Source organism: Altibacter sp. HG106, assembly GCF_028561755.1.
In the GTDB taxonomy this organism is placed as follows: domain Bacteria; phylum Bacteroidota; class Bacteroidia; order Flavobacteriales; family Flavobacteriaceae; genus DFVG01.
In genome coordinates this window covers 1-25,809 of the sequence record NZ_JAQQTD010000001.1, presented here as the reverse complement: position 1 = coordinate 25,809, position 25,809 = coordinate 1, and the positions used below count along the sequence as shown (strand labels likewise).

The 25,809-nt window shown below is 43.2% G+C and carries 22 protein-coding genes and 1 tRNA gene; 10 read left to right on the top strand and 13 right to left on the bottom strand.

What is annotated here, in order from left to right:
• Window positions 1-20 precede the first annotated feature (20 nt).
• Entirely contained in the window at window positions 21-506 is a 486-nt protein-coding gene (locus tag PO830_RS00115) for a hypothetical protein (RefSeq protein WP_272851492.1), read from the top strand.
• Between the two features lie 55 nt (window positions 507-561).
• Here PO830_RS00115 and bshA read toward each other — a convergent pair whose 3' ends face one another.
• The 8 genes from bshA to PO830_RS00075 are packed head-to-tail and all read right to left on the bottom strand — an operon-like array spanning window position 562 to window position 9,827.
• Window positions 562-1,695, bottom strand: a complete 1,134-nt coding sequence (gene bshA, locus PO830_RS00110) for an N-acetyl-alpha-D-glucosaminyl L-malate synthase BshA (protein ID WP_272851491.1) — start codon at window positions 1,693-1,695, stop codon at window positions 562-564.
• Window positions 1,692-4,628, bottom strand: coding sequence for a glycoside hydrolase family 3 N-terminal domain-containing protein (locus tag PO830_RS00105; RefSeq protein WP_272851490.1), 2,937 nt, complete (start codon window positions 4,626-4,628; stop codon window positions 1,692-1,694). The genes bshA and PO830_RS00105 overlap by 4 nt, the downstream gene beginning before the upstream one ends.
• Before the next feature lie 19 nt (window positions 4,629-4,647).
• On the bottom strand, window positions 4,648-5,133 hold the full coding sequence (locus tag PO830_RS00100) for an ABC transporter ATPase (protein ID WP_272851489.1): 486 nt from the start codon (window positions 5,131-5,133) through the stop codon (window positions 4,648-4,650).
• 1 nt (window position 5,134) lies between these two features.
• Complete coding sequence (locus PO830_RS00095) at window positions 5,135-5,926, bottom strand: (Fe-S)-binding protein (RefSeq protein WP_272851488.1); 792 nt, start codon at window positions 5,924-5,926, stop codon at window positions 5,135-5,137.
• Between the two features lie 3 nt (window positions 5,927-5,929).
• Window positions 5,930-6,364, bottom strand: coding sequence for an LNS2 domain-containing protein (locus PO830_RS00090; RefSeq protein WP_272851487.1), 435 nt, complete (start codon window positions 6,362-6,364; stop codon window positions 5,930-5,932).
• Complete coding sequence (locus tag PO830_RS00085) at window positions 6,364-7,686, bottom strand: (Fe-S)-binding protein (protein WP_272851486.1); 1,323 nt, start codon at window positions 7,684-7,686, stop codon at window positions 6,364-6,366. The genes PO830_RS00090 and PO830_RS00085 overlap by 1 nt, the downstream gene beginning before the upstream one ends.
• Before the next feature lie 9 nt (window positions 7,687-7,695).
• Entirely contained in the window at window positions 7,696-8,646 is a 951-nt protein-coding gene (locus tag PO830_RS00080; RefSeq protein ID WP_272851485.1) for an MlaD family protein, read from the bottom strand.
• 56 nt (window positions 8,647-8,702) lie between these two features.
• Entirely contained in the window at window positions 8,703-9,827 is a 1,125-nt protein-coding gene (locus PO830_RS00075) for an N-acetylmuramoyl-L-alanine amidase family protein (protein WP_272851484.1), read from the bottom strand.
• A 41-nt stretch (window positions 9,828-9,868) separates the two neighbouring features.
• Between PO830_RS00075 and PO830_RS00070 the strand changes: the two genes are divergently transcribed.
• Together PO830_RS00070 and PO830_RS00065 are read left to right on the top strand one after the other, a co-directional pair.
• Window positions 9,869-12,706, top strand: coding sequence for a putative LPS assembly protein LptD (locus PO830_RS00070; RefSeq protein ID WP_272851483.1), 2,838 nt, complete (start codon window positions 9,869-9,871; stop codon window positions 12,704-12,706).
• Between the two features lie 14 nt (window positions 12,707-12,720).
• Complete coding sequence (locus tag PO830_RS00065) at window positions 12,721-13,104, top strand: Rid family detoxifying hydrolase (protein WP_272851482.1); 384 nt, start codon at window positions 12,721-12,723, stop codon at window positions 13,102-13,104.
• Between the two features lie 6 nt (window positions 13,105-13,110).
• Here the strand turns inward: PO830_RS00065 and PO830_RS00060 are convergent, their stop codons facing one another.
• Window positions 13,111-17,511: a translocation/assembly module TamB domain-containing protein gene (locus tag PO830_RS00060; RefSeq protein ID WP_272851481.1), complete on the bottom strand. Its 4,401-nt coding sequence runs from the start codon at window positions 17,509-17,511 to the stop codon at window positions 13,111-13,113.
• A 94-nt stretch (window positions 17,512-17,605) separates the two neighbouring features.
• On the opposite strand from PO830_RS00060, the gene tsaD reads away from it, so the two are divergent.
• Together tsaD and PO830_RS00050 are read left to right on the top strand one after the other, a co-directional pair.
• On the top strand, window positions 17,606-18,628 hold the full coding sequence (tsaD, locus tag PO830_RS00055; protein WP_272851480.1) for a tRNA (adenosine(37)-N6)-threonylcarbamoyltransferase complex transferase subunit TsaD: 1,023 nt from the start codon (window positions 17,606-17,608) through the stop codon (window positions 18,626-18,628).
• 5 nt (window positions 18,629-18,633) lie between these two features.
• Window positions 18,634-19,344, top strand: a complete 711-nt coding sequence (locus PO830_RS00050) for a 16S rRNA (uracil(1498)-N(3))-methyltransferase (RefSeq protein WP_272851479.1) — start codon at window positions 18,634-18,636, stop codon at window positions 19,342-19,344.
• A 10-nt stretch (window positions 19,345-19,354) separates the two neighbouring features.
• On the opposite strand, the gene PO830_RS00045 is transcribed toward PO830_RS00050, so the two are convergent.
• Window positions 19,355-20,764, bottom strand: a complete 1,410-nt coding sequence (locus PO830_RS00045) for a helix-turn-helix domain-containing protein (protein WP_272851478.1) — start codon at window positions 20,762-20,764, stop codon at window positions 19,355-19,357.
• A gap of 506 nt (window positions 20,765-21,270) precedes the next feature.
• Between PO830_RS00045 and PO830_RS00040 the strand changes: the two genes are divergently transcribed.
• From PO830_RS00040 to PO830_RS00020, 5 genes are read left to right on the top strand one after another with little or no spacing between them, the layout of a single operon-like run.
• Window positions 21,271-21,468 carry a hypothetical protein gene (locus PO830_RS00040; protein WP_272851477.1) on the top strand — a complete coding sequence of 66 codons (198 nt, stop codon included), beginning with the start codon at window positions 21,271-21,273 and terminating at the stop codon, window positions 21,466-21,468.
• Between the two features lie 33 nt (window positions 21,469-21,501).
• Window positions 21,502-22,143 carry a DUF4159 domain-containing protein gene (locus PO830_RS00035; protein ID WP_272851476.1) on the top strand — a complete coding sequence of 214 codons (642 nt, stop codon included), beginning with the start codon at window positions 21,502-21,504 and terminating at the stop codon, window positions 22,141-22,143.
• Window positions 22,144-22,147: 4 nt separating this feature from the next.
• Window positions 22,148-22,654 (top strand): TrmH family RNA methyltransferase, encoded by a 507-nt coding sequence (locus PO830_RS00030; protein WP_272851475.1) that lies wholly within the window; start codon window positions 22,148-22,150, stop codon window positions 22,652-22,654.
• A gap of 31 nt (window positions 22,655-22,685) precedes the next feature.
• Complete coding sequence (locus PO830_RS00025; RefSeq protein ID WP_272851474.1) at window positions 22,686-23,774, top strand: AI-2E family transporter; 1,089 nt, start codon at window positions 22,686-22,688, stop codon at window positions 23,772-23,774.
• 2 nt (window positions 23,775-23,776) lie between these two features.
• Complete coding sequence (locus tag PO830_RS00020; protein WP_272851473.1) at window positions 23,777-24,949, top strand: THUMP-like domain-containing protein; 1,173 nt, start codon at window positions 23,777-23,779, stop codon at window positions 24,947-24,949.
• A 1-nt stretch (window position 24,950) separates the two neighbouring features.
• Here the strand turns inward: PO830_RS00020 and PO830_RS00015 are convergent, their stop codons facing one another.
• The 3 genes from PO830_RS00015 to PO830_RS00005 all read right to left on the bottom strand — a co-directional run bounded on the left by PO830_RS00015 (window position 24,951) and on the right by PO830_RS00005 (window position 25,681).
• Entirely contained in the window at window positions 24,951-25,226 is a 276-nt protein-coding gene (locus PO830_RS00015) for a GIY-YIG nuclease family protein (protein WP_272851472.1), read from the bottom strand.
• Between the two features lie 74 nt (window positions 25,227-25,300).
• On the bottom strand, window positions 25,301-25,570 hold the full coding sequence (locus PO830_RS00010; protein ID WP_272851471.1) for a GIY-YIG nuclease family protein: 270 nt from the start codon (window positions 25,568-25,570) through the stop codon (window positions 25,301-25,303).
• A 34-nt stretch (window positions 25,571-25,604) separates the two neighbouring features.
• Window positions 25,605-25,681 (bottom strand) — tRNA-Arg (locus PO830_RS00005).
• Window positions 25,682-25,809: the final 128 nt, after the last annotated feature.

Below are 25,809 nucleotides of genomic sequence, written 5' to 3'. Positions count from 1 at the left end.
ACCTTAAAAACCAAATAATTATGAAGCGAATATTGTTTACTGTTATTGCTTGTATAGCTTTTGCTGGGATGACCCAGGCACAGGAACGCAAGAATGCCATCGGACTCCGTTTGGGGGACAGTGATGGTTTTGGTACTGAGATCAGTTATCAGCGTTACCTAAATACTGAAAACCGATTGGAATTTGATCTGGGCTGGCGCAGCAATAGCAGTTTTGATGCCTATCGACTAACTGCGCTGTATCAATGGGTATGGAATATTGATGGTGGCTTTAATTGGTACGTTGGTGCTGGTGGGGGTGTAGCTCAAGTTGATTTTGATGATGACATACCAGGCTTCGAAGATGATACCGAAACCTATCTTTACGCTGCCGGAGACATCGGAATAGAATATGATTTTGACTTTCCGCTGCTATTGTCATTAGATTTCCGTCCGGAAATTGGATTTGGAGATTTCAACGATGACGTCGATTTTGATATCGCGTTAGGAGTGCGCTATCAATTCTAGTAACACATATCGTAAGAATAAGAAATAAAAAAGTCCCTTGAAGAAGGGACTTTTTTTATGGGGTCACCTGTTTCATCGCTTTATCATATACCTCTTCGTAGAGGGGAACGATATTTTTAGTTTCAAATCGTTTCGCTGCCTCTTTGGCCTGTATCTTAAATCGAAGAAGTTCTTTACTGTCTGATAAGATCTTCAATGCATTCTCGGCCATATCGGCCACATCGCCTACATCACTAAGAAATCCACTTACTCCGTGTTCATTCACTTCCGGGAGGCCGCCTGTGTTGGTAGAGATCACCGGAACACCACTGGCCATGGCTTCCAGCGCTGCGAGTCCAAAACTCTCCTTTTCTGAAGGAAGCAAAAACAAATCGCTAAAACATAGAATTTTATTTACCTCGCTACTATTCCCCAGAAAAATGACTTTCTTGCCAATTCCGTGTTCGTCGCACCATTCTTCGGCCGGCACTTTCTCGGGCCCCTCTCCTACTATGATCAATTTCGCAGGAATTTGCTCCTGAACCTTATAAAAAACCTCCAAAACATCTGTAATTCTCTTTACCGCTCGCAGGTTGCTTACATGGGTAATTATCTTTTCGTGATCTTCGGCCATCATTTCCCGCTGGCAATCGGAAAATGTGTGCTTGTATTTCGTCACATCAATAAAGTTTGGAACTACGTGAATCTCCTTTTCCGTATCGAATAAACGCAGTGTATCCTCTTTTAAACTTTCTGAAACCGAAGTCACTACATCGCTTTTATTGATGCTAAAGGTCACCGCAGGTTTATAAAACGGATGATTTCCAACCAGTGTAATATCGGTACCGTGCAACGTAGTGACCATGGGGATGTGAATACCCTCTTCTTCCAGCATTTTCTTTGCCATATATCCGGCATAGGCATGCGGTATGGCATAGTGAACATGTAGCAGATCTATCTTGTGAAGCTTTACCATATTCACCAGCTTACTTGAGAGCGCCAGTTCGTAGGGTTGGTATTGAAACAAAGGGTACTTCGGAACCGAAACCTCATGAAAATGAATATTGTGAGACAGTAGTTCTAGCTTTACAGGCTGCTTGTAGGTAATAAAATGGACTTCGTGTCCGTTGTCGGCTAAGGCGATGCCTAATTCTGTAGCTACTACTCCACTTCCACCGAAGGTGGGATAACATACTATAGCGATGTTCATAATTCGTCGTCGTTTTGGGGTTCTATGGCTTCGTATATAGCCTGTTGTATTCTGCTGCGTAAGTCACTGCTAATTAACATGCGATTGTCGGCAGTGGGATAGGTTCTATTCGAAAGAAACACATACACTACTTCTTCCTCCGGATCGGCCCAGGTAAAGGTACCGGTAAAACCGCTGTGCCCAAAACTTGTCATAGATACACACCCGCAAGTGGGGCCCGATTCTCCCAACTGAGGCTTGTCGAACCCTACACCTCTTCGGACGTCTTCTTCACAATAATAACAGGTGTTAAAAGCATCAATGGTTTCTGGTTCAAAAAATCGTTGCCCTCCGTAAAATCCTTTCCACAAGTACATTTGCATGATTTTAGCAACATCATTGGCGTTGCTAAAGAGGCCTGCATGACCGCTTACTCCGCCTAACATAGCGGCTCCCTGGTCGTGTACATATCCATGAACTTTCTGCATTCTAAAATAGCTGTCTTCTTCTGTAGGAACAATGTCTGCCTTCGAAAATTTTTCCAGGGGTTTGTAGGTAGTAAAATTCATTCCCATGGGTTGGTAAAAATGACTCTGCACCAAGTCTTCTAATGGCGTTCCATAGAATTCTTCCAGATATTTCTTCAGAATATAAAAGGGTAAGTCACTGTACTTATAGCTCAATCTATTTCGAAGATCGCTATCTTTTATTCGGCTGAAAATAGAATCTTGATAATCGTTTCGCATATACATATTTTCAGCTACCTGCACATCGAACCCTTCTTTTTTGGTACGTGAATAATATGCTGAAGCCGGACCTCCCGTGACGGTATCCAGGGTTTTCGTATAAAACGGAATCCAGGCCGTTAAGCGCGCGTAGTGTGAAAGCATGTCTTGCAGGCGGATGTCCTTTTTATTAGAATTGGCATATTCCGGAAGCATTTCAGACAGTTTCGTATCCATGGAGATCACACCGCGGTTCATCAATTCCATCACCATAGGAAGTGCGGCAAGTATTTTGGTCATGGATGCAATATCATAGAGGTGATCGTCTTGAACCCTAATTTTTCGGTCTTGTGTGTGGTATCCAAAGTTTTTGCGATAGACCACCTTACCTTTGCGCGCCACCAATATTTGGGCTCCGGGCATCATCGCGCCCCAAACCCCTGAGCGGGCCAAGGTGTCGATCTTTTTCAGTTTTTCACGGTTTAGTCCAACACTTTCCGGAGTTCCATATTGCAAGCGGCGCAAGCTAGGTGTATCAATCCCTGTTCCGGCGGGAAAGGTCTCACCCACACTCACCGGAAGCGTTCCTCCCGCTTTGCGAGCGCCGAAAATAAGTTGTGCTGAGAGCGCCTGAGCCACTTCACTATTTTGATAGGAAGCGATAATCCCTTCAATATTCGTAGTCGTTTTTAGGTCTAAGAGCGCATAAGGCCGTGTAAACACATCTAAAATGACGTTGTTGGTACGAGCAATCTCATACAGCCATACCAATTCTTTATCAGAAAATTCATACGACTTCCACGGATTGTCGTTCGAGCGATGAAAACCGATGATCACATGGTCATAGCCTTTCAGTCGATCAAGGTACTGTTCTAGATTGTTCGCGCGTACCCAATCTACTTTGGTGTAATTTCGCAACTCATTGAGAAAGGTGGCTCCCGAATCGTCTCCGAAATTTACATAGGCAAATCGTTTGTTCTTGAGCTCTTTGATGGGTAGCAATGCGTTGGTGTTTTTCACTACGGTGAGTGCATTTTCCATGGCTTCTTCATTAAGCACTTCATCGATCGGGGCATTCAGGTTTTCCACCAGATAATCGGTCACTACCGGTTGGTAGTCGTGCAGTCCGACCTTGTATTTGGCAAACAGAATCTTTTTAACTGATCGCTGGAGTCGTTTTTCGGTGATACGCTCTTCGCGATAGGCATTTACGAGCAATTGATGTGCCTTGGGAATATCTTCGGAAATCAACAAGACATCATTTCCGGCAAGAAAGGCCGCCAGGTCGATTTCTCCGGGTTCGCTGAAATTAGAGGCTCCTTTCATGTTTAGGGCGTCGGTAAACACCAGACCGTTGAAGCCCAGTTCTCCCAGCAATTTGTCATTCACGATTTTTTCTGAAATGGAAGAAGGATAGCCATCTCTTGATTCCAAGGCAGGAACATTTAAGTGGGCCACCATCACACTGCTCAATCCTTCCTGAATCAATCGTTGGTAAGGATACAATTCGACTGAATCAATACGGGTCTCACTAAAGTCGATAGTAGGCAGTGTTTTATGTGAATCGGTGTCGGTATCGCCATGTCCCGGGAAATGCTTTGCGTTTGCCAATACTCCAGCCGACTGCATTCCTTTCATGAACGCTAGGGCTTTTCTGGTTACATTTTCTTTATCCTCACCGAAGGAGCGATTTCCGATAATGGGATTTTTTGGATTGGTATTGATATCCACTACAGGAGCAAAATTAATATGTACTCCCAGGCGCTTGGAATGTTCTCCAATCCGCTTTCCTACTAATTCGACGATGCGATCTTCCTGAATGGCTCCCAGGGTCATATTCCATGGGTAGGCAAAGGTAGAGTCCAATCGCATGGCCAACCCCCATTCGGCGTCCATCCCGATCATTAATGGGAGCTTAGAGCGTTCCTGAAAGGCGTTATTCAGTTTCGCTTGTCGCATCGGGCCTCCTTTAGAAAAAATAACGCCTCCGATGTAGTAGTTGTCAATCAGATCATTCACCTTATCGATCTTGGCTTGTGGATCACTTGAAAAGACATCGACCATGAATAACTGCCCAATCTTTTCTTGAAGTGACATAGTCCCATACACACTATCAACCCAGCGTTGTTGATTGGCCAGGTCTTCGGGTACTGTTAATGGGTTGATTTGTTGGGCTGAAACGAATGTGACAGCACCAATAAAAAGTGAGGTTACGAGGGCTTTTATCATGCCCAGAAAGATACAAAAACTATGCTAAAAATCGACTGTGCCAACTGTCTTTGGCGGGTACTTCCCAATGGTCTTTATACTCTCCTTTATTCGTTACTAAATTGTTGAAAACAATGGTGTTAGGAGAAACGGATCGATTCTTGGCCATTTTCTTAAAATCGGCCAAACTTTTGTGGGCTATAAAATCGCCTGTATAAAACGTAACGTTCATCTTATCGAGAAGATCGATATCGAATTGTTGCTCTAACGATTGAATGAAATGTACTGAGGCATCGATACTACACCCGGAGGCAGAAGCATTTTCTTGATTGAGTCCTATGACAATAAAACGATCGTGCTTCAGCTCGAATCCTGCTTCTAAATTCGCGCCATGGGCGGTCCATTGGGTGAGAAAGACTTCTGTTTTTTGTTCGATATATCGAACCTCTTCTTCGGAAAGTTTTCGGTTAGATTGATAGATCCAAATTCTTGATTCATCTGGCAGTTCTGAAAAGGGTACTAACATTTTACAGGTCTTTGGCGTTCGCAATCATTTCAGCCACGTCCATCACTTGCACACTGCCTTCCTTTTCTGAAGCTTTTACGCCATCGGTTAACATGGTGTTACAAAAGGGACACCCCGCGGCAATTACCTCAGGCTGTGTTTCAAGCGCTTCTTCGGTACGTTCAATATTTACATCTTTGTCTCCCTTTTCAGGTTCTTTGAACATTTGTGCACCCCCTGCCCCGCAGCAGAGTCCGCGTGACTTGCAGCGACGCATCTCAACAAGCTCTACTTCTAATTTTTGAAGTAACTCGCGTGGTGCTTCGTATTCATTATTGGCTCTTCCTAAATAGCAAGGGTCATGAAAGGTGATTTTCTTTCCCTTATAACTACCCCCTTCTACTTTGAGTCGGCCTTCATTCAGCAGTGATTTTAAAAATTGGGTATGATGCACGACATCGTAGTTTCCACCCAATCCGGGATACTCGTTTTTGATGGTATTAAAGCAATGCGGACAAGCCGTTACCACCTTCTTTATTTCGTATCCATTGAGTACCTGAATATTCATCATGGCCTGCATCTGGAATAAAAATTCGTTTCCGGCTCGTTTTGCAGGATCTCCCGTACAGCTTTCCTCGGTACCCAGTACGGCAAAGTCAACACCGGCATTGTGTAAGAGTTTTACAAATGCTTTGGTGATCTTTTTGGCTCTGTCATCGAAACTTCCGGCACAGCCCACCCAAAAGAGAACCTCGGGTTGTTTGCCTTCCGCAGCGTACTCTGCCATTGTAGGAACGTGTAATGAATCACTCATAACTTATTCTTTAAACACTTGAATGGTCACTTCTTTCTCTACCAAATCGGTGAACTTTCCTTTATACCGTGTGGCTTTCACCAAGTGATTGTCAATCCAATGGTAATTTCCCCCTCTCGGTTTTCCCATGAGCAGGGAGTGATACTTAAATCCGTGCTTTTCAAGCCAGGATTCCGTAACCTCACGATGATCTTCGGTTCGGGAAGTAAAGAAACAGATGAGATGTCCTTGTTCGTACCATTTATTACATGTGCGAAGCGCGTCTGGAAAGGGTTCGCATGTAGCCATTCGTTCCGGTTGTTCATTGGGAACATCCTCGGTGATGGTTCCATCAATATCAATCAGGTAGTTCTTCACTCCTTTAGGGAGCACCGGACTTACCTGTTCGCCTTGTTCTACTTTTTCGTGCAGTAACTTCTCTGCTTCTTCTCGTTTCATTACGCTTCGTTTTTCCAGTTTAAACGGTCCATTTGATTGTACGGCCACGGGGCACCGTTATTTTCAATGTTGGTCATGGCAACATTTAATTCGTTTGGTGCCGCGGATTGTTCCATGACCAAATACTGTCGCATGTCCATAATAATAGACAAGGGGTCAATACTTACGGGACAGGCTTCTACACATGCATTGCAGGTGGTACAAGCCCAAAGTTCCTCTCGGGTAATATAATCATCTAACAATTGCTTACCATCCGGTTGGAACTCGCCGTGCTTATCAATATTCTTTCCTATTTCCTCCATCCGATCGCGCGTATCCATCATAATCTTTCGCGGCGATAATTTCTTTCCGGTTTGATTGGCAGGACATTCAGAGGTGCATCGGCCACATTCGGTGCAAGTATAGGCGTTTAAAAGTTGCACCCGACTCAGATCCATGGCGTCACTCGCACCAAATTTTGCGGGTGCCTCGGCGTCATCAGCAGGCGCTGCAAAAGGATCGGCGTTGGGGTCCATCATCAATTCAACTTCCTTGGTGACAGAAGCCAAGTTATTAAACTTCCCTTTGGGAACCACTCTTCCGAAGTACACATTAGGAAACGCCAGCATAATATGTAGATGCTTACTAAAGTAGAGGTAATTTAAGAATACTAAGATCCCTAAGATGTGCAACCACCAGGCGGTGCGCTCGATTAGGATAAGCGTTCCTTCCGAGAGGCTGTCTAGCAGGGGCAGGAAATACTGACTCACGGGATACATTCCGGCCTCCACATAATGTTCGGCGCCCAGACGTTGTAATTGAAGGTCGGCTGCGTTCATGGTTAAGAACAAAACCATCAACACCATTTCAAAATAAAGGATGTAATTAGCGTCATTCTTTGGCCATCCTTTCATTTCGTTGGCCCAGAACCGTCTTATTTTCTGAATATTTCTTCGCGTCCAAAAGAAGATCACCCCAAGTAATACCAAAAATGCCAGTATTTCAAAGGAAGCGATCAGGTAGTCGTACACCGGGCCTAAGAATGCGAAGATGCGATGGGTTCCGAAGATACCATCAATAATGATCTCCAAAACCTCGATGTTGATAATAATAAAGCCTACATACACAATAATGTGCAGGATCCCGGCAATGGGACGCACTACCATTTTTGATTGTCCTAGGGCGATACGCACTACATTACTCCAGCGTTCTTTGGTATGATCGGAATGGTCTTCTGCCCTTCCCAGTTTTATATTGCGGATGACCTTGCGGATATTTTTGGTAAAATAACCAATGCCCAGGACCAAGGCCACTAAAAATATAATGTTCGGAAGATACTGCATGTTGGTTGATTATTGATCTGGATCAGCGGGAGGTTCGTACTCTTTCGCTTTCCTACCGAAGACCGATAAATGCACGTATCGTTTCGGATTGAGTTTGATATCTTGAATAAGTTGCTCCATCTGGCGGGTAGCCCCTTCCAGATTATTGTAAAGTTGTTCGTCCTTCAGCAGTTTTCCAATGCTTCCCTTTCCGTTGTCAACGTCTGAAACAATGGCGTTGAGCTTAGAGGTTACCGTTTCCAGATCGCGAACCATTTGTCCTGTTTCGATTTGCGCGAGTGAGTCTGATAATTTCGCAAAGTTGGATGCAGTGATATCCAGATTGGTAAAAGTATTATCTAATTTGTCGCTATTGTTCGCTAAAAGTCCGTCTAGCTGTTTAGAAGCACTTCCGAAGTTACGCGCGGTAACATTGAGGTTAGCGATAGCCGACTTTAAATTTTCTTTGGTTTCGTCATCGAGAACGGTATTGATGTTGATCAATAGACTATCTACGGTGGCCAAGGTTCCATTCACTTTACGTTCCAGCGGCCCGAGTGTTCCGGTAACCGCGTCCAGCAGACTTTGAGCGATCTCTCCGTTTAGGGTGTCTCCCGATTGCGCAATATTATTAGGGTTGTATTCCGGGACAATGGCCAGATTGTTTCCACCAATCAACCCGCTGCTATAGATCTGCACCAAACTGTTTCGGGAAAATTCGAATTCCTTATCAACAGTGAAGGCAACGACCAGTCCGCCAGCCTTATTCGCAAAGCCGATTTCCTGTACTTTTCCCACCTGAAAACCATTGATGGTCACAGGAGCCGCCTTTGACAGTCCTTCCACGTTATCGTATTTTACGTAGAACACCCGACTCTCAATAAAAAGATTCGATCCTTTTAAATAGTTATAGCCAAAGATGAGCAGCAGTATGGCCAAGACTGCAAGAATTCCGGTTTTAACTTCTCTAGAAAGTTTCAATAGCAATTGTTTTTTATACCTAACAAATTTAGAAATAAAAAATTCAATACGCTACCCTATTTATCGTTGGATGTTAACACTTGGGAAAGTTTAACTTTTTCACCTTTTTTAAAGGCTACGATATATGCCGAAGGATACCCTTTCTCTTGCGCAAAGGTTTTCATTAGGGTAATTTTATTATAATCGGAGGTGTCGCCGTAGTAGTACTTATAGAGTCCACCTTCTTTATCCCTTGAAATTTCCTTCAACCCCTGAAAATTGGAAGGTTTGGTGTCCATTCGCTTACTGCTGGCCAAAATTTGCACTTTAAAGTTGACGTCTTTGTATTCTTTTGTCTCTGTTTCTGAAATCGCCTTTTCGATCTCTTCTTCAGTAATAACGGGATCCCTGGTTTTACTGGTGCTTAGCTCAATATTCTTTTTATACCGCAGTACCGCATCTGAAATAGCTTCAGCCATTTCGCGTTGGCCTTTTTTGGAGTTGAGATAGGCGCCTTCTTTATTGTTGGTCAAAAAACCAGTTTCCACTAAAACACTAGGCATGTAACTTTGATGAAGCACAATAAACCCGGCTTGTTTTACGCTTCGATCTTTACGCTTTAGCGTATTCGTAAAGTTGTTTTGAATAAGTCCGGCCAACATTATGCTTTGATCCAAATATTCTTCCTGCATTAAGGTGAGCCCGATGAAGGATTCCGGAGAATTTGGGTCGTATCCGGCGTATTTTTCCTCGTAGTTTTCCTCTAAGAAAATCACCTCGTTTTCTTTTTTCGCAACTTCCATGTTGCGCTTGTTGGCATGCAGCCCCAAGACCCAGGTTTCGGTTCCGTAGGCCTGACTATTATGGGCGTTGCAATGCACACTCACAAACAAGTCGGCATCTGCCCTATTGGCAATGGCGCCGCGTTCCCACAAGTCGATAAAAACGTCAGTCTTGCGGGTATAGATAACCCGTATACCCGGTTGCTTTTCCAGGGCTTTCCCCACTTCTAAAATGATCTGTAGGGCAATGTCTTTTTCTTTGTAACCGTTTCCGGTATTCCCACTGTCATGTCCGCCATGTCCGGCGTCTAAAACCACCACGAAGGGTTTTTGGGTATTATTATTGAGGGATGCTCCCTGTATGGAAAAGATTCCGAAGCAGAAAGCGCATATAAGAAAGCCAAAAAGTTTCGTTTTCATAAAGGTATAACGTCTTATGGGTATCGCTATTTTAAAAACTAATGATTAAAAATAATAGCCCAAAAAATATATGTACTTTTGAGCGGTCAAAAACTAAGCCAAAATTACAAAATTCTAGGTTGGTAAACGTGCAGCGTATACGGTATTATTTGAGAGTGATCCCCTTAGTTTTCAGTATCGGGTTGCTGAGCGTTGCGGCGTACGGACAGGACATTCCTCCTAAGAACGATGTCAATATTCCCGCTGAAACAGAGCGAGACAGTATTCCGCCTTCGGAAACTATTACGATTCCCGTAGACTCCATACTACCCGACACTAACGAACGGGTAGCAGATACCGTACGGACCGACTCGGTACAGCCACAGTCTGAGGAAGTACTTACCGATATTGTGGATTATTACGGTGAAGATTATGTGTATTTAGACCGAAAAGAGAATAAAATATACATGTACAATGAGGCCTATGTTATCTATGGCGACATGCGTATTGACGCGGGATTGATCATTTTTGATTACAGCAAGAGCGAAGTATACGCGAAAGGAATAGATAGTGCCGGGGTTTATACACAACTTCCTATCTTCAAACAGGCGACTAATGAAGTACGTCCCGATTCCATTCGGTTTAATTTTGACACTCAAAAGGCGTTGGTATATAACTCAAGAACCGAGCAAAATGGGTTCCGAGTGATTTCAGAAACCACCAAAAAAGAGAATGACTCGGTCTATTACCTAAGCAAGGTAAAGTTTACCACTTCTGAAAACATCGAAGACCCCGAATATTATTTTTATACAAGGAAAGCCAAATTTGTTCCCCAACGAAAGATCGTTACAGGTCTTACCAACATGTACATTGCCGATGTGCCCACGCCTATCGGACTCCCTTTCGCGTACTTCCCTTTAACTGAAGATCGCACTTCTGGATTTATCATTCCCACCATTGGGGATAACAACAACCGAGGTTTTTTCTTTCAGAATGGAGGATATTACTTTGCGATCAGTGATTATGTAGATTTAACGCTTCTGGGCGATTATTATACGAACGGAAGTTATGGGCTACGGGGAGAGTCGTCGTATGCGGTGCGGTATAAGTTTCGCGGAAACATTAGTGTTCGATATGAAAATCTGATCAACAGTGAACGTGGTTTTCCCGATTTTAGTGAAAGCTCTGTATACAACATTCGCTGGACGCATCAGCAAGACCCAAAATCGAGTCCGCTGTCCCGTTTCTCGGCTTCTGTCAACCTGGGTAGTAGTCGGTATTTCACGCAATCTATCAACCAGAACAACAACGCCAGTTCGTTGGTGAATACGTTAAGCTCTTCGGTTTCCTATAGCAAAACCTTTGAGACCCAACCTGAAATTAACATTCAAGCAGCGGCAACACATACCCAGAATACCAATACTCAGGAAATCACCATGTCGCTCCCCAATGTGACCGCCAACATTGCTAGGATCTTTCCATTCGCTCCAAAGACTGGAACGAAAAAGGGAATTTTACAAAATATCAATTTACAATACGATGTTTCCGCACAGAACCGCATTCAAACCACCGATTCGCTTTTTTTCAAAAGTGAGATGTTCGACACTGCGCAACTAGGTGCACAGCATACCATCCCTATAAGTACCAACTTCAAGATCTTAAAATATTTGAGTGCTACTGCCGGTACTACCTATCAAGAAACGTGGGTAGGGACTGTGTTTCCGCAGCGTTTTGATCCAGAGGCGAATAATGGAGCCGGGGCTGTGGTTCGAGATACCGTTCGCGGTTTTGATAGTTACCGTACCTATAATTTTTCTACGAATCTAGGAACCACGCTCTACGGAACCTTTAATTTTGGAAAGGGGAAGAAAATTGAAGCCATCCGGCATGTGGTTCGACCTTCGATTTCCTACTCCATCTCCCCCGGTTTCGATCAATTCTTTGACGAGTATACGATCCCTTCCATAGACCCAGAAGTAGTCGACGAAGTAGTACAGTATTCAAGATTTCAGAACACTTTATTTGGAGCGCCAAGTGCGCAATACTCCAGTGGCTTGTCTTTTGGTATCAGCAATACCTTAGAGGCTAAAGTCCGCAATCCCGATACAACGGCCACCGAGCCCAAGAAAATCACGTTATTAAACAACTTTAATTTGACGTCGGGCTACTCGTTTTCACAAGATTCTTTGAAATTAAGTCCGGTTCAGGTACGAGGAGGGCTTCCCATAGTAGATAAACTAGACCTCAATTTTAATGGTACGCTAAATCCTTATGCGCTTGACAATAACAATCGCATGATCGATGAATGGAACATCAATAATGGAGGAAGCCTGTTTCGCTTAACTGCTGGAAACATTAGTTTGAACTACTCCTTCTCTAGCAAAGATTTTGAACGAGTTACCGACGATGAGGGCGACCGAGATCCCAACCGGTTCGATAATGATACCTTTAGAAATGGAGGGCGGCCCGATGACTTGTTTGGAGATACCGATGATTTTAATAGGAATATCGATAGGGACGACCGCGCCACCACCAACAAGCTGGGGAGTAGTTGGTACGACTATACAGTGCCCTGGAATCTGCGCTTGGCCTATACCCTAACCTACTCAAACAACGCCAGAGAGAATCGAATTTCCTCTCAATCGCTGATGTTCAGCTCGAATGTTGAACTATCGCCGCGTTGGAGCGTTGGGGTGTCTTCGGGATATGATTTTACTAATAAAGGGGTTACCTTGACACAACTGCGCTTTCAAAGAGATTTGGAAAGCTGGCAGATGAGTTTCCAATGGACTCCTATTGGTGCGCGTAATACCTCTTGGTATTTCCTTATCAATATCAAGGCGAGTATTTTGAAAGATATCAAGTACGATCAGCGTCGAGAGCCTGATCGCGGACTCTAATAAAGAAAACTACAATGAAAAAAATCATTCAAACGGCAAACGCCCCGGCACCCATTGGTCCTTACAGTCAGGCGGTACTTAAAAACGGATTTTTATACACTTCCGGACAAATCGCATTACATCCGGAAACAGGCGCATTAGAAACACAAGACATTAAAGATGAAACGCATCGGGTCATGAAAAATTTACAGGCTGTCCTTGCTGAAGCTTCCATGGATTTCGAAGACGTTATCAAGACATCCATTTTTGTGAGTGATATGGAAAATTTCGCGGCGATCAATGAGGTGTATGCTTCCTATTTTGCTTCGGAAGCGACGGCTCCTGCTCGGGAAACGGTAGAGGTTGCTAACTTGCCGAAATATGTAAATGTAGAGATCTCGATGATCGCTTCGAAGTAAGGGACTTTAGTCGTTTTCTTCTATAATTCCGTCGGAATTACTATCCGGAAAGGTTTCGGGAATTTCATTGTCGTCTGGGACCACCGGCTGCAGTTCCGACTCCAAAGTGAGTTCTTTATTGAAAAGTTTCCGAATTAATTCTCGGAAGGTATCAAAGTCCACTGAATACGAAGCCCCTACGCCCTGTTCAAAGATCTGGTCTTCCCCGATAAATTGAATATCGGCCTGACGGTTGAAGAAATTCAATCGCAGACTTCCATCCTGATTTAACAGCCATTGTACTTCAATGTCTCCGGCGACGGTAGATTCGTTTACCCCTCCTACCGGAACCCCCACCGTTCCATTGATCAACACGCGTTCACTGATATTAGTTGAGAATTGTACCCCTAATTGGTCGGCGGTTTCCTGATTTACCGTTCTCGTAGCAGGCTGATAGTACGGCAATACCTTAAATTTAGAATCGCTATCCGCAAAAATATCGGCTACAATAGCATTTACTCGCTCGGCCAACGTACCGGCGATGGAGTTTTGTACGGCCGCTGCATCGCTTTGGAACGAGCCCGTCGACACCAAGAACAAAGCTTGTGTTTGTCGTTGTTCTCTATTCTGAAGTTTGTATTCTAATTCGGATCTAACAATAGAACTCGCTTCCGGAAATTCGATTTGGAAGGCCAGATCGGGCTGGATGATTTGCCCATTGAGGTCGACAATCACCTCTACCGGAATTTTTCGGTTGATTCCTGGGTTATCCAGTAAGACGGAAGGATTTGCCGTGGTTTTATATTTCGCACTCAGGTCTAAGCGGCCGCGAATCGGGTCGCCTTCCCAAACAATAAAACCTCCTGGAACCACCTCAAATTCCTTCTGAATGATTCCGCTGTAGCGAAAATCATAATTTCCTTCAATCACCGTAAACTCACCCCACATCTGGAATTTACCGTTGGTGTTGATCCGAATCAGTAGGGTTCCGGCACCTCTCCCTTTAAGTGTGGAATTATTGACTTTATCAACTACTACCTCTACTTCTGCTTCGTCTGTAATGTCAAGATCGAAGTTCAGCGATAAGCCCTTTACCTCTTCCTGAAAAATAGTCTCGCCACGAATACGGGCTTCTTTTTCTTCCGGAGATAAAAAGCGAATAAAGGAGTCATCGCCAATGGCCTCGGTATCATCTAGCGGAATTTTAAAGGTGGTCCCACTTTCGGTGGTGGCGAGCACATCTATCGCCAAATCATCTACAGGTCCGGTAATGTCGGCTGCACCACTAATAAAGGCGGTTCCGTAATACAAGGCGTCTTCATCCGGAGGGGTGTCTAATACCAACAAACGATTGGTGGTAATGTTCATATCGAGTTCCCAGTCACCAAAATTATCGTGTGTGGCACTTCCCATAAGCGTTCCTACTGTGTTGTATTTCGTGTCGGTAATATTGGTTGGACGGATTTCTAGCGCATTTTTTGAAATAAAAACAGGCGTATTGTTACTGATATCAAAATCCACATTCAGATACGGAATGGTGAGTCCGCTATTTGCTAAATCAATCCGCCCGTCGATGTTGGGCGATTTATAATTACCAGTAACCCGAGCGTTTCCGGTAGCAAAGCCGCGTATGTTGGTAATCACATCGCCACCAAACGGACTAAAAGCTTGCAGGTTGAAAGCGTCCATCGTAACGGTAAGATCAATTTGTGGGTTTTCGGGTGCCACATCTACTGTTCCTACGGCACTTAAGGGTTTTTTGCCCTGATCTAGCAAGGAAATGTCTATGGCGTATTGCGTGAGGTCTTCATTTCCTTCAATAAAGAGGTCAAGATCACCAAATGGGATATCGTTAATTACTACATTATCAATGACCACCGAGGAATTGGGGTAATACGCGCCGTTCTGCTCTAAAAACTGTAGCGTCCCATTCACGTTTCCGCGGAGATCTAAGCTATCTACTTCCGGCGTGATCTTGCCAATATCTACATTATTAAATTGCGCCTTAATGTTTTTATAGTCGGTGTCACGAACCTCGCCCGCGAGTTGTATTGATTCGTTCTCATGACTGATTACCAGCGAATCGATGCGTACATTGCTGAAGTTGTCGTCGAAAACCACTTTGTTCAAATCGTTGTTCTCTTCGTTGATGTACCAAACGTTGTCTTTGAAGGTGACATCCGACTTACGCACGCCTACCACCGATTTTCCGGCCGGGTTAATCGTATGGTATAACGACAGGTTAAAAATATCGTCCCCTTCGGTACCGCCTTTAAACTCACTACGCACATAGAGGGTGTCATTCAGGGTTTTGTTGATCAAGTTGAAATCTTTCGCACCATAAAACCCGGCATCTATGGAATCTATGGAAATGTAAGCGTTGTACAAAGGGTTATCATTATCTACCTGAATGTTGACTTTCTCAAGATAATTGTCAAAGACCGTGATCATGGGTGACCTGAAATTCATTATAAATTCAGACTCGTCTGAAGCCACCGATCCCTGTACCCGGGTGTTCTCGCCTAACTGCAACTGTGGCACGAATACTTCTACGATCTTATTGTAGACTTCAAATTCGTAATTGAGGTATTGATCAACCGTAACTTCGTTGGGAATGTAATTGGCGTAAATACTTCCAATTCCATTTCGGAACAGATTCGGAATGTCTTCAATTAAAAATTCTCCTGTGATCTTCCCGTCGATAATATCTGGAGAGATGATCTCAATGGTTCGTTCGGGACCATCGAAACTAGATATAATGAGGAAATCGTCGAAGTAATAATCTTCCTCTTCATTCTGATAGAAGGTCTGTACAAACTCGATAGTTCCGGCCGCGTCATTAATCGTGGTACCATCCATGTCCATAATCACTCTTCCTGAAAATACCGAAATACTATCTCGGGTAAACAGATTGAGGGTATTCAGTTCGGCGTATTCTACATCGGCCTCAAAATCGTATTGGTTAAATTCTTTAGAAACATCTACAAGTCCGTCAAACCTTAATTTCACATTGGGATCGTCAATACGCAGGGAACCATTAAATACTGGGTTGCGAAGCGTTCCGCTGAGGGTTATATTTTGGTAGGTGTAGTCTTCAAAAGTAATGGCAGAAATGCTTCCGGAGACCCTGGTGTTTACAGTGTTTTGAGAAAATCCTCTTCCATTAACTTCCACATTGGCGGTGATGGTTCCCAAAGAAGAAGTGTTTGCCAAGGTGCCGAGATTTAATTTGTCCAGTTTTATTTTTCCGTCGTAGAAGGCATTATCCACATCGTTAAAGTTTCCAATAGTCACATCCAGATCGGCATTCCCAATTCCGCTATTAAAAATACTGGTGGTGGTAAGCTCATCGCCATTCAAAACAGTATTTCCTTGCAAGGTCATGGAGTTGAACTCTTTTAGTACCTCCGGTAACGAATTTCCGAGAACCCGTGGCATGAGTCGGCGTAAATCATAATAATTGGCACGCACATAATGATTGCGGGCATCGATTCGAATGTTGTTCTCCTCGGAAATTAAGTTCTGAAAGCGAAAGGTTCCCGACATTCGGGTGTTTCCGTAGGCGACAGCCCCTTCTGTAAATCTGAAATCATTCAAGGTGCCTTCTAGCAATCCATCAAGGTATAGGGTTTGATTGGGGCCAAATTCATCGTAAAAGGCGTTGATATCGTTTGTGCCTATTTGCGTATCATCGAACGATGCGGTGATGGTCACGTTATTCTGAAAATCGGCCATCCCCGACTCGGCATAGTCTAGGATGATATTGCCTTGAATAGTAGAATGCGTTGTTTTGAGATAGAGATCGTCCATGACCATCTTCTCCAGACTGTAAGAGAATTTCGACTGAAGGGCTTCGATCGTAAAGCCTCGTTGGGCCACCATGGAGAGGTCTAGAATATTCACATCGATGTTAGGCCCTGTGATTTTAAAATCATCGGCGGTGATATTCACCTGATCTAAATTGAAGATTTCCGGTGTATCCAGGTTTTCATCGGTGATCTTCACCTTGCTGTTGGTGAGGGTTACATCGTTACTAAAGAGGGAAAATGGGTTTTCGGATGGCGGTTGTCCCGTATTGAATTTTTCTGAAAATATGTAAAGATTGTCGGCTGCTTCCCCTTGGTATGTTTTAACGTACAACTTGGCCTCTTCCAGGTCAATATTTCCGAAGCCAAGATCGCCTCTGATTAGATTCTGAAAACTAAGAATATTGGTTTGCAGTCGTTTCGCGTAGATTAAGGTGTCCTGGTGATGATCGGCAATATACACTTCGCGAACATCCACCTCTCCCTTCCAATTTAACCCCAGACGGTGTATGTTAATATCGGTACCGTAGGTTTCATTCAAGTCGTCTGTAACTTTTTTAGCAACATAAGTTTGAACGGCAGGAATAGAAAAAACGATAATGATCAAAAGAAGTAAGATCACTATCGCTAGAAACGTTCGAATGATTATTTTACGAAGTTTTTTGATACGCCTTTAAAGTTTTAATTTTGTCAACCAATTTTCGTGCCCAGGTATTATGTCTGATAACAAAAGCTATATTTTAGGAATTGAATCTTCCTGCGATGACACGGGAGCCGCTGTTATTGCTAACGGTCGGGTGCTTTCTAATGTTGTGGCTACCCAAGAAATTCATCGCGAATACGGAGGAGTCGTCCCCGAACTAGCCTCGCGTGCGCATCAACAAAACATCGTTCCTGTAGTGCACCAGGCATTGCGTATCGCAAATATCGACAAAAATCAATTAAGTGCCATAGCTTTTACACGAGGTCCCGGGCTTATGGGATCGCTTTTGGTAGGCACCTCTTTCGCTAAGTCGTTAGCCCTTGGATTACAGCTTCCTTTGATTGAAGTGAATCATATGCAAGCGCATATTTTAGCCCATTTTATCAAGGCAGAATCGCAATCCGCGCCCTCCTTTCCTTTTTTAGCGATGACGATTAGCGGAGGACATACCCAGATCGTTAAAGTGACCGATTATTTTGACATGGAAGTGATCGGAGAAACGCTGGATGATGCCGTGGGAGAAGCGTTTGATAAATCTGCTAAACTCTTAGGGCTTCCCTACCCTGGCGGACCCTTGCTCGACAAATATGCGCAACAAGGAGATTCCAAACGATTTGCATTTCCGAAGCCAAAAGTGAGTCCGTTGGACTTCAGTTTCAGCGGTTTAAAAACAGCGGTGCTGTATTTTATCGAAAAAGAAACAAAGGCGAACCCGAACTTCGTAGCCGAAAATATCAATGATATTTGCGCGAGTATTCAATTCACGATTGTAGACTATTTGATGGATAAACTCAAAAATGCAGTAGAAGCAACCGGCATCACTCAAGTTGCTATCGGGGGTGGGGTTTCGGCCAATAGCGGCGTTCGAAACGCCATAAAAGAGGCGCAAGAAGGCTATGGTTGGACTACCTACATTCCTAAATTTGAATATTGTACCGACAATGCCGCCATGATCGCCATGGTGGGGCAGTTGAAATACGAGCGGAATGATTTTTCATCACAAGCCATCGCCGCTACCCCACGGATGAAGTTTTAATACGTATGCAACTGTTTTATCAACCTGATATTACCTCCTCAGATGCTGAAGTTCACTTCGGAAAAGAAGAAAGTAGGCATCTACATAAAGTACTGCGAAAACGGGAAGGGGATGTTATTACGATCACGAATGGCAACGGACTCATTATAGAAGCCGAGCTTACCCATGTGACGCCAAAAAGTTGTTCGGGTGCCATTCTGAAGGTCAACGAACATCCTCCACTGCCCTATGCTTTGCATATGGCGGTGGCACCTACCAAACTCAACGATCGATTTGAGTGGTTCCTCGAAAAAGCGACCGAAATTGGAGTCACGGAAATAACGCCCATTTACTGCGATCATAGCGAGCGGAAAACCATCAAACCAGAGCGCTATGAAAAAATAGTACAAAGCGCCATGAAGCAATCGCTTCGGGCCTATTTGCCCACATTGAATAAGGCCCAGTCGTTTTTAGAATTTATTCATAAGCAACATGATGCCCGGGCGGCACTATTTTTAGCGCATTGCGAAGAAGGAAATAAAAAGCAGCTTAAAGATGTGGTGTCCTCTGGAGCTTCGGTGGTCATTGCGATTGGACCCGAAGGCGATTTCTCTTCCGAAGAAATAAAAACCGCTCATGACGCCTCGTTTCAATTTATTGATTTAGGGAACTACCGACTTCGTACCGAAACGGCTGCTATTGTGGCTTGTCATACAATTGCATTGATCAATCAATAGCAGGAAACGGTTAGGAAGCAGCTACTTCAAAGACTTTTTTTTTCAGTTGTTTTCGGTATTGAGAGGGGGTCATTTCATTGATCTTTTTGAATGACTTATTGAAGGTAGCCTTATTATTATACCCAACGTCGTATGCAATATCTATGATGTTCTTTTGGCCGGTAAGATCCGCTTCCATTTGTTGCATGGCGTCTTCGATGCGAAATTGATTAATTAGCTCAAAAAAGTTTAAATCAAAATGTTCATTGATGATCTGGGAAGCACTATGACGGGTGGTGCCAAGTCGCTCAGCGAGGGAATTCAAGTTAAGACCGTTTTCACGGTATACTTTTTTATTTTCCAGCAGGTCTAACAGCGCTTCTTTCAGTTCTATGGAATAGGAAGCCGTAAGGCCAGAATTCTTATATTTCAGAAAAGACGCTTCTAGTTGATATCCCATCAGGGTCTTAGGATAGGCAAAGGCCACGTACGCCCCATAGAGCACAAAAGAAGAAAGGGTGATCAGCTGTAAATGGAACATGATACTGGGCGAACTGTAGTTGATTAGGAGTAGCATATAAACCGTATAGATAACGGTGAACACCACCATAAACCCTACGATATTTCGTTGCCAGAGGAAAATGGGTCGATACTCCGGATTGTCAATGTGTTTGCGTTTTTTCAAGAACAACAGCACCGTAAAGAATACGTAGATAATTAACGAAAGCATTTTTCCGAAAGAAATTTCCAATCCGTATTCCCGATCGGGGTACCTCCCTACGCCCAACATTATTTTTAATTTTTCTTCCGCAGAGAGCACATAAATAGGCAGGAAATAAACGAGTAAAACCATAGTAGGTAACAGGTGTAGCAAGTCTTTCCACTGAAATGAATACCCCGTCTTAATACGTTTAAAGTAAAAATAGAATAAAGGCCCATAGAGAAAGGCGAATACGGTGGACATTGAATAGGTGTGCGGCGCATAGAGGTTATAATTCATATAGTGCAGCCCTACGTGTATGATATAGAAAGAGTGGATAAAAATCAACGCACTTAAAAGAATGGTGGAAACGCGATCAATTTTCCGCTGAAATGCAAATAGGATGACAATAAAAAACCCGATAAGTCCGGCGTAAATATACAGACTAGGGCCCCAAGATAATTTTGTTCGATATCGATTGTTAATCGATTGAAACGGAGGCTGCTCTCGAATGGAATTGAACGCACTGTTTTGAATGACCGCTACATCTAGTGACTCTTTTATATAGGCGTCTAAAAAATAGGCGGCAGTGGTAGCATCTTCATGTTGTGCTGCTTCCAACGCCTTGGCACGCATTTCTTTCGCTGTGAGTTGGTTTTGTGCTGTAGAAAACTGAGTGGATCCTCCTAAAATGAGAAGGAGAATCACAACGATCAGCGATGTTCGAGGAATAGTTTTCAACGGCGTTAATATTTATTTTAAATGTACAATGGATTTGGGTAAAAAGAAAGCGGATTAGTTCCTCCCGATAAAAGTTTACCTCATAATACGTTTTGAATGTACGCTAAAATAAATGTTTGTGCCGGCTATACATGTCTGAATACTACGCATAAAACAGGTGCTGTTCTGCTGTCTCGTTCTCACAAAGGAAGGTAGTTTTCGTTTAAAGTCTGAAAGCAGTTAGAATCAAGAATTTTGTTGAGATCTATGAAATGCAAGAGCATCTCCTGCGATATCCTTAAGTTTCGTTCAACCGATGAGGCGTGCCACATTTAATAAAATAATTGAAAGAAATAAAGTATATGCTTCGTTACGTATTCCCATAAGGTTGTTGAATTGTTAATTCAGACTTAACCACGTTGCTTTTTTGTTATATAATCGTTAAAACACCACTTTTTTTGGTTGAAATGCAATTTTATAGTACATTGCCGCTGTATTTGTTCCCCAATACAACCTAACAAAAAACTATGCTTACTTCCTCAGGTCCCTACCCTACTACTTCCGTAGAAGACGAAGCAAAAGATGCTTACACTTCGGCGGATATGAAATCGATACTTCACAATCTTCTTGATCATAAGGCTGAACAATCCACTATCGATCTAAAAAATGATTGGGATCGCTTCACGCGGAACTTACATATCGACATGACGAGTAAAATATTCTAGCCAAATTTCATTCGAAGATTTGTACCTTTGAATATGCGGAATATCCTGATTACCCTAGTTCTCTTAGTTTGCGCATGTAGTTACTCGCAACAAATCGCGATATTGAAGTACAGCGGCGGCGGCGATTGGTATAGTAACCCAACTGCCTTGCCTAATTTGGCTTCTTTTTGCAATCAAGAAATACAAACGGCTATAGACACCCAAATTCCTTCAGTAGCGCCGTCTAGCGTAGATCTTTTTGAATATCCCTACGTACACATGACGGGCCATGGCAATGTTTTCTTTTCGTCAGACGATGTCGAAAACCTTAGAAACTACCTGCTTAGTGGTGGCTTCTTGCACATTGACGATAATTATGGAATGGATACGTATGTTCGGAAAGAGATAAAGAAATTATTTCCAGATCAACAACTTGCAGAACTCGCAGGCAATCATCCCATCTTTAATTCGGCTTATTCCTTCCCGGGAGGATTACCCAAAATTCACGAGCATGACAATAAGCGGCCTCAGGCCCTTGGCATTACTGTGGAAGGCCGACTCGTATTGTTATACACTTTTGAAAGTGATCTGGGGGATGGTTGGGAAAGTCCAGAAATTCACAATGATCCGCCGGAAGTGCGACAAAAGGCGTTGCAGATGGGGGCCAATATTATTAAATACGCCTTTGAGTTTTAGCGGGATGGGACGTCAAACCTCACACACGCAAAGTCCATTCCAACATCGTTCATCGGGCATTCATCTTCTTTGCGACGGGGTACAGTCGCCAGCAAATGTAGGCGGACTCTTTCGATTGGCTGAGGCCTTTGGTGTTACTCAGCTTTATTTTGCGAATGCATCAATCAATTTTAATTCGGAACGCTTAAAACGAACCGCAAGAAATACGGTAAGAAGAATACCCTATGTTTCTGACGTTAGTTCCCAAGCGATTATTCAGCAATTTCGAAGCAAACAAATTCCGGTCTATGCACTAGAAATTACCACAGACAGTATCCCGCTTCAGCAACTTTCAAGAACGCAGCAACAATCATTAGCGTTAGTGATTGGAAATGAGCGGCATGGCGTTTCAGAAAACGTTTTAAAGGTAGTGGACCAATCGTTACACATTCCTATGTTTGGGCAAAACAGTAGTATGAATGTGATCCAAGCGACCGCAATAGCCCTGTATGCGTTAACAAAAGATTTGTAATTCCCGTGTCAGATTTCGGTATCTTTAGCCTGTGAAAGCAAAGACCATATCGTTTGGAATTCTTAAAGCTATTGGGATCCTGCTAGGAGGAGTGCTCCTCGTTTGGTTGCTTTTCAAAATCAAAGCGCTTATCCTCTACATTGGTATCGCCGCCTTTATTGCGCTTTTGTGTCGGCCCATGGTCCTTTTCTTACAAGACAACCTTAAATTCCATCGTACGCTCGCATCCTTAACAACGCTACTCGTGGTGATGATGGCGATCGTCGGACTGTTATATGTGTTTGTGCCGATTATCGTTCAGCAGAGCAAGAATATTTCAGAAATTGATTTTCGGATGGTGAAAAAAGACCTGAATGAATTGAATATTCAGGCGAGTGACTATCTGGGCGTGCAACAACTGGATATAGTCGAGGCGATTAAAGACACCAGCTACGTTCAAAACTTTAATTTGGAAATCATACCAAGCTTTATTGATATTTTCTTCGGAAACGTGGGAGCGTTTGTAATTGGCTTGCTTTCGGTACTGTTCATTTCGTTCTTTCTATTGAAAGATGATGAAATCGTAACGAATGCCGTGACGGTTTTTGCTAAGCCGGGAAAGGAGATTCGTTTCCTGCGGGTGTTAGATAAAGTAAAAGAGCTATTGTCGCGCTATTTTATGGGACTGCTCTTGCAAATAATGATCTTGACACTTTTCTATACTGTACTTCTCCTCTATTTAGATATTTCAAATTCGCTAGCTATTGCCATTATTTGCGCTTTCCTTAATATCGTCCCTTATCTCGGTCCTCTGCTGGGAAGTGTGGTCATGATGCTTGTTGTTATTTCCAATAATTTGGGTGCCGATTTCTCTTCTGAATTACTACCGCTATTGGTAATTACCTTAATTGGGTATTCCATCGCGCAATTGTTCGATAATTTGATCTGTCAACCGGTGATCTTTGGAAAGAGCGTGCGATCACATCCGCTCGAAATCTTCCTTATAATTCTTATGGGAGGTTTTGTCTTCGGTATTGCAGGAATGATTCTCGCTGTGCCGGTATACACTACCCTTAAAGTGATTTCAAAAGAGTTTCTTTCCGAATATAAAATCGTGAAACACTTGACGAAAAACCTTTAGTAATGTCCTTTTCCGAAGCTTTGCTCGACCCAGACGTTCAACAGTTTATTCATGAATTTGATGGAGATATTTCGGCCTTGGCTTTTTCTGGAAGTCCGTTTCCTGAGCTCTCTATACAGGAAGTATTGCAGCAGATCGAAGGAAGGAGACGCATTGAGAAAAAGTTACCAACCTGGTTTCACACGCGCGGGATACTCTATCCTCCTAGAGTGAACCTAGAACAAACCTCTTCCGAAGAAACAGCTCGATATAAAGCTTCTCTCATAAAAGCGAACAGTATCGCCGATCTCACTGCGGGCTGGGGTGTGGATAGCTATTATTTCTCAAAAGCAGGGATGGTAACCACCGCGTTCGAACGAGATTCAGCGCTTACTGAAATATCTCGACATAATGCTACTGTTTTACAGGCAACCCAACTTTCCCTTCATTGCAATGAGGGGCTTCAGGGAATTGAAAATTTGACTTTCGAGGCGATTTATATAGATCCTTCGCGACGTCACGATACCAAAGGCAAAGTGTTCTATTTGGAAGATTGTGAGCCTAATGTTCCTAAGCATTTAGACTATCTGATGCAGCGATGTGAAACGTTATGGGTAAAAACTTCGCCTATGTTAGATCTTCACGTAGGGTTGCAATCGCTGAAATGTGTTTCGGAAATACATATAGTTGCTGTAAAAAATGAAGTCAAAGAACTGCTTTGGAAAATAGAACATTCTGAACCGAAAACCCCTCAAATCGTTGCGATTAACTTACAATCTGAATATGATCACTCGCTTCGGTTTGAATTTTATGATCGGTCTGAAGCAAACTATGCTTCTCCCGATCGTTACCTCTATGAACCCAATGCTGCGCTCCTGAAAGCGGGAGTATTTCATGATATTGCACGACGTTTTAACGTTCAAAAACTAGCAGCGCATACCCATTTATACACTCATCGTACCTTGATTGCATTTCCGGGAAGAAGGTTCAAGATCACTCAGCAACTCCCCTATTCTAAACAATCTATGCGCGCGCTATCTGCCTTGGGAAAAGCGCACATTACCACGCGAAATTTTCCGGAATCAGTAGCTGTTTTGCGAAAAAAATGGAAGCTCAAAGATGGAGGAAATAACTTTCTGTTCTTTACTACGCTAGCCTCTGGAAAGCGTAGTGTGCTGGTTTGTGAGAAGGTATAGATTATGTGTAAGGGGATGCTCTATTTCTTCTGTATATCAATGTCTCAATATAAACTCGAGATTTTTTAGCTTTGATTTCTCGCTCCCTTAGATAGGCTTCCTTTTTTGTTTGGAATATTTCAGTATAAACAAGTTTCCAATCGTTGACTTTTCCGGTAAAGCCTTTATGGTGTGTATTGTGCTTACGTAATCGTTCTGAAACTACTTCCCCAGTGTGTCCTACGTAATAGGTGTTGAGCGTTTTGGAAAATAGAATATACGTTATAAAGTGCGTCATAAAAAAACTCCCCTGTAGGTAATGGGGAGTTTAATGGTGATCCCGACAGGATTCGAACCTGTGACCGTCCCGCATTAGCGGGATGCTCTATTTCTTCTGTTTAATAATGTCTCAATATAAACTCGAGATTTTTTAGCTTTGATTTCTCGCTCCCTTAGATAGGCTTCCTTTTTTGTTTGGAATATTTCAGTATAAACAAGTTTCCAATCGTTGACTTTTCCGGTAAAGCCTTTATGGTGTGTATTGTGCTTACGTAATCGTTCTGAAACTACTTCCCCAGTGTGTCCTACGTAATAGGTGTTGAGCGTTTTGGAAAATAGAATATACGTTATAAAGTGCGTCATAAAAAAACTCCCCTGTAGGTAATGGGGAGTTTAATGGTGATCCCGACAGGATTCGAACCTGTGACCGTCTGCTTAGAAGGCAGATGCTCTATCCAGCTGAGCTACGGGACCATTGGTCAATATCTTATTTCGATCACTCTTGTGACCGTCCCGCCAATGCGGGATGCTCTATCCAGCTGAGCTACGGGACCATTGGTCAATATCTTATTTCGATCACTCTTGTGACCGTCCCGCCAATG

Excerpts from the sequence above, each read along its gene's own strand:
- PO830_RS00115 (WP_272851492.1), top strand. The coding sequence starts at position 21 with ATGAAGCGAATATTGTTTACTGTTATTGCTTGTATAGCTTTTGCTGGG.
- bshA (WP_272851491.1), bottom strand. The coding sequence starts at position 1,695 with ATGAACATCGCTATAGTATGTTATCCCACCTTCGGTGGAAGTGGAGTA.
- PO830_RS00105 (WP_272851490.1), bottom strand. The coding sequence starts at position 4,628 with ATGATAAAAGCCCTCGTAACCTCACTTTTTATTGGTGCTGTCACATTC.
- PO830_RS00100 (WP_272851489.1), bottom strand. The coding sequence starts at position 5,133 with ATGTTAGTACCCTTTTCAGAACTGCCAGATGAATCAAGAATTTGGATC.
- PO830_RS00095 (WP_272851488.1), bottom strand. The coding sequence starts at position 5,926 with ATGAGTGATTCATTACACGTTCCTACAATGGCAGAGTACGCTGCGGAA.
- PO830_RS00090 (WP_272851487.1), bottom strand. The coding sequence starts at position 6,364 with ATGAAACGAGAAGAAGCAGAGAAGTTACTGCACGAAAAAGTAGAACAA.
- PO830_RS00085 (WP_272851486.1), bottom strand. The coding sequence starts at position 7,686 with ATGCAGTATCTTCCGAACATTATATTTTTAGTGGCCTTGGTCCTGGGC.
- PO830_RS00075 (WP_272851484.1), bottom strand. The coding sequence starts at position 9,827 with ATGAAAACGAAACTTTTTGGCTTTCTTATATGCGCTTTCTGCTTCGGA.
- PO830_RS00070 (WP_272851483.1), top strand. The coding sequence starts at position 9,869 with ATGATTAAAAATAATAGCCCAAAAAATATATGTACTTTTGAGCGGTCA.
- PO830_RS00065 (WP_272851482.1), top strand. The coding sequence starts at position 12,721 with ATGAAAAAAATCATTCAAACGGCAAACGCCCCGGCACCCATTGGTCCT.
- tsaD (WP_272851480.1), top strand. The coding sequence starts at position 17,606 with ATGTCTGATAACAAAAGCTATATTTTAGGAATTGAATCTTCCTGCGAT.
- PO830_RS00050 (WP_272851479.1), top strand. The coding sequence starts at position 18,634 with ATGCAACTGTTTTATCAACCTGATATTACCTCCTCAGATGCTGAAGTT.
- PO830_RS00040 (WP_272851477.1), top strand. The coding sequence starts at position 21,271 with ATGCTTACTTCCTCAGGTCCCTACCCTACTACTTCCGTAGAAGACGAA.
- PO830_RS00035 (WP_272851476.1), top strand. The coding sequence starts at position 21,502 with ATGCGGAATATCCTGATTACCCTAGTTCTCTTAGTTTGCGCATGTAGT.
- PO830_RS00030 (WP_272851475.1), top strand. The coding sequence starts at position 22,148 with ATGGGACGTCAAACCTCACACACGCAAAGTCCATTCCAACATCGTTCA.
- PO830_RS00020 (WP_272851473.1), top strand. The coding sequence starts at position 23,777 with ATGTCCTTTTCCGAAGCTTTGCTCGACCCAGACGTTCAACAGTTTATT.
- PO830_RS00015 (WP_272851472.1), bottom strand. The coding sequence starts at position 25,226 with ATGACGCACTTTATAACGTATATTCTATTTTCCAAAACGCTCAACACC.
- PO830_RS00010 (WP_272851471.1), bottom strand. The coding sequence starts at position 25,570 with ATGACGCACTTTATAACGTATATTCTATTTTCCAAAACGCTCAACACC.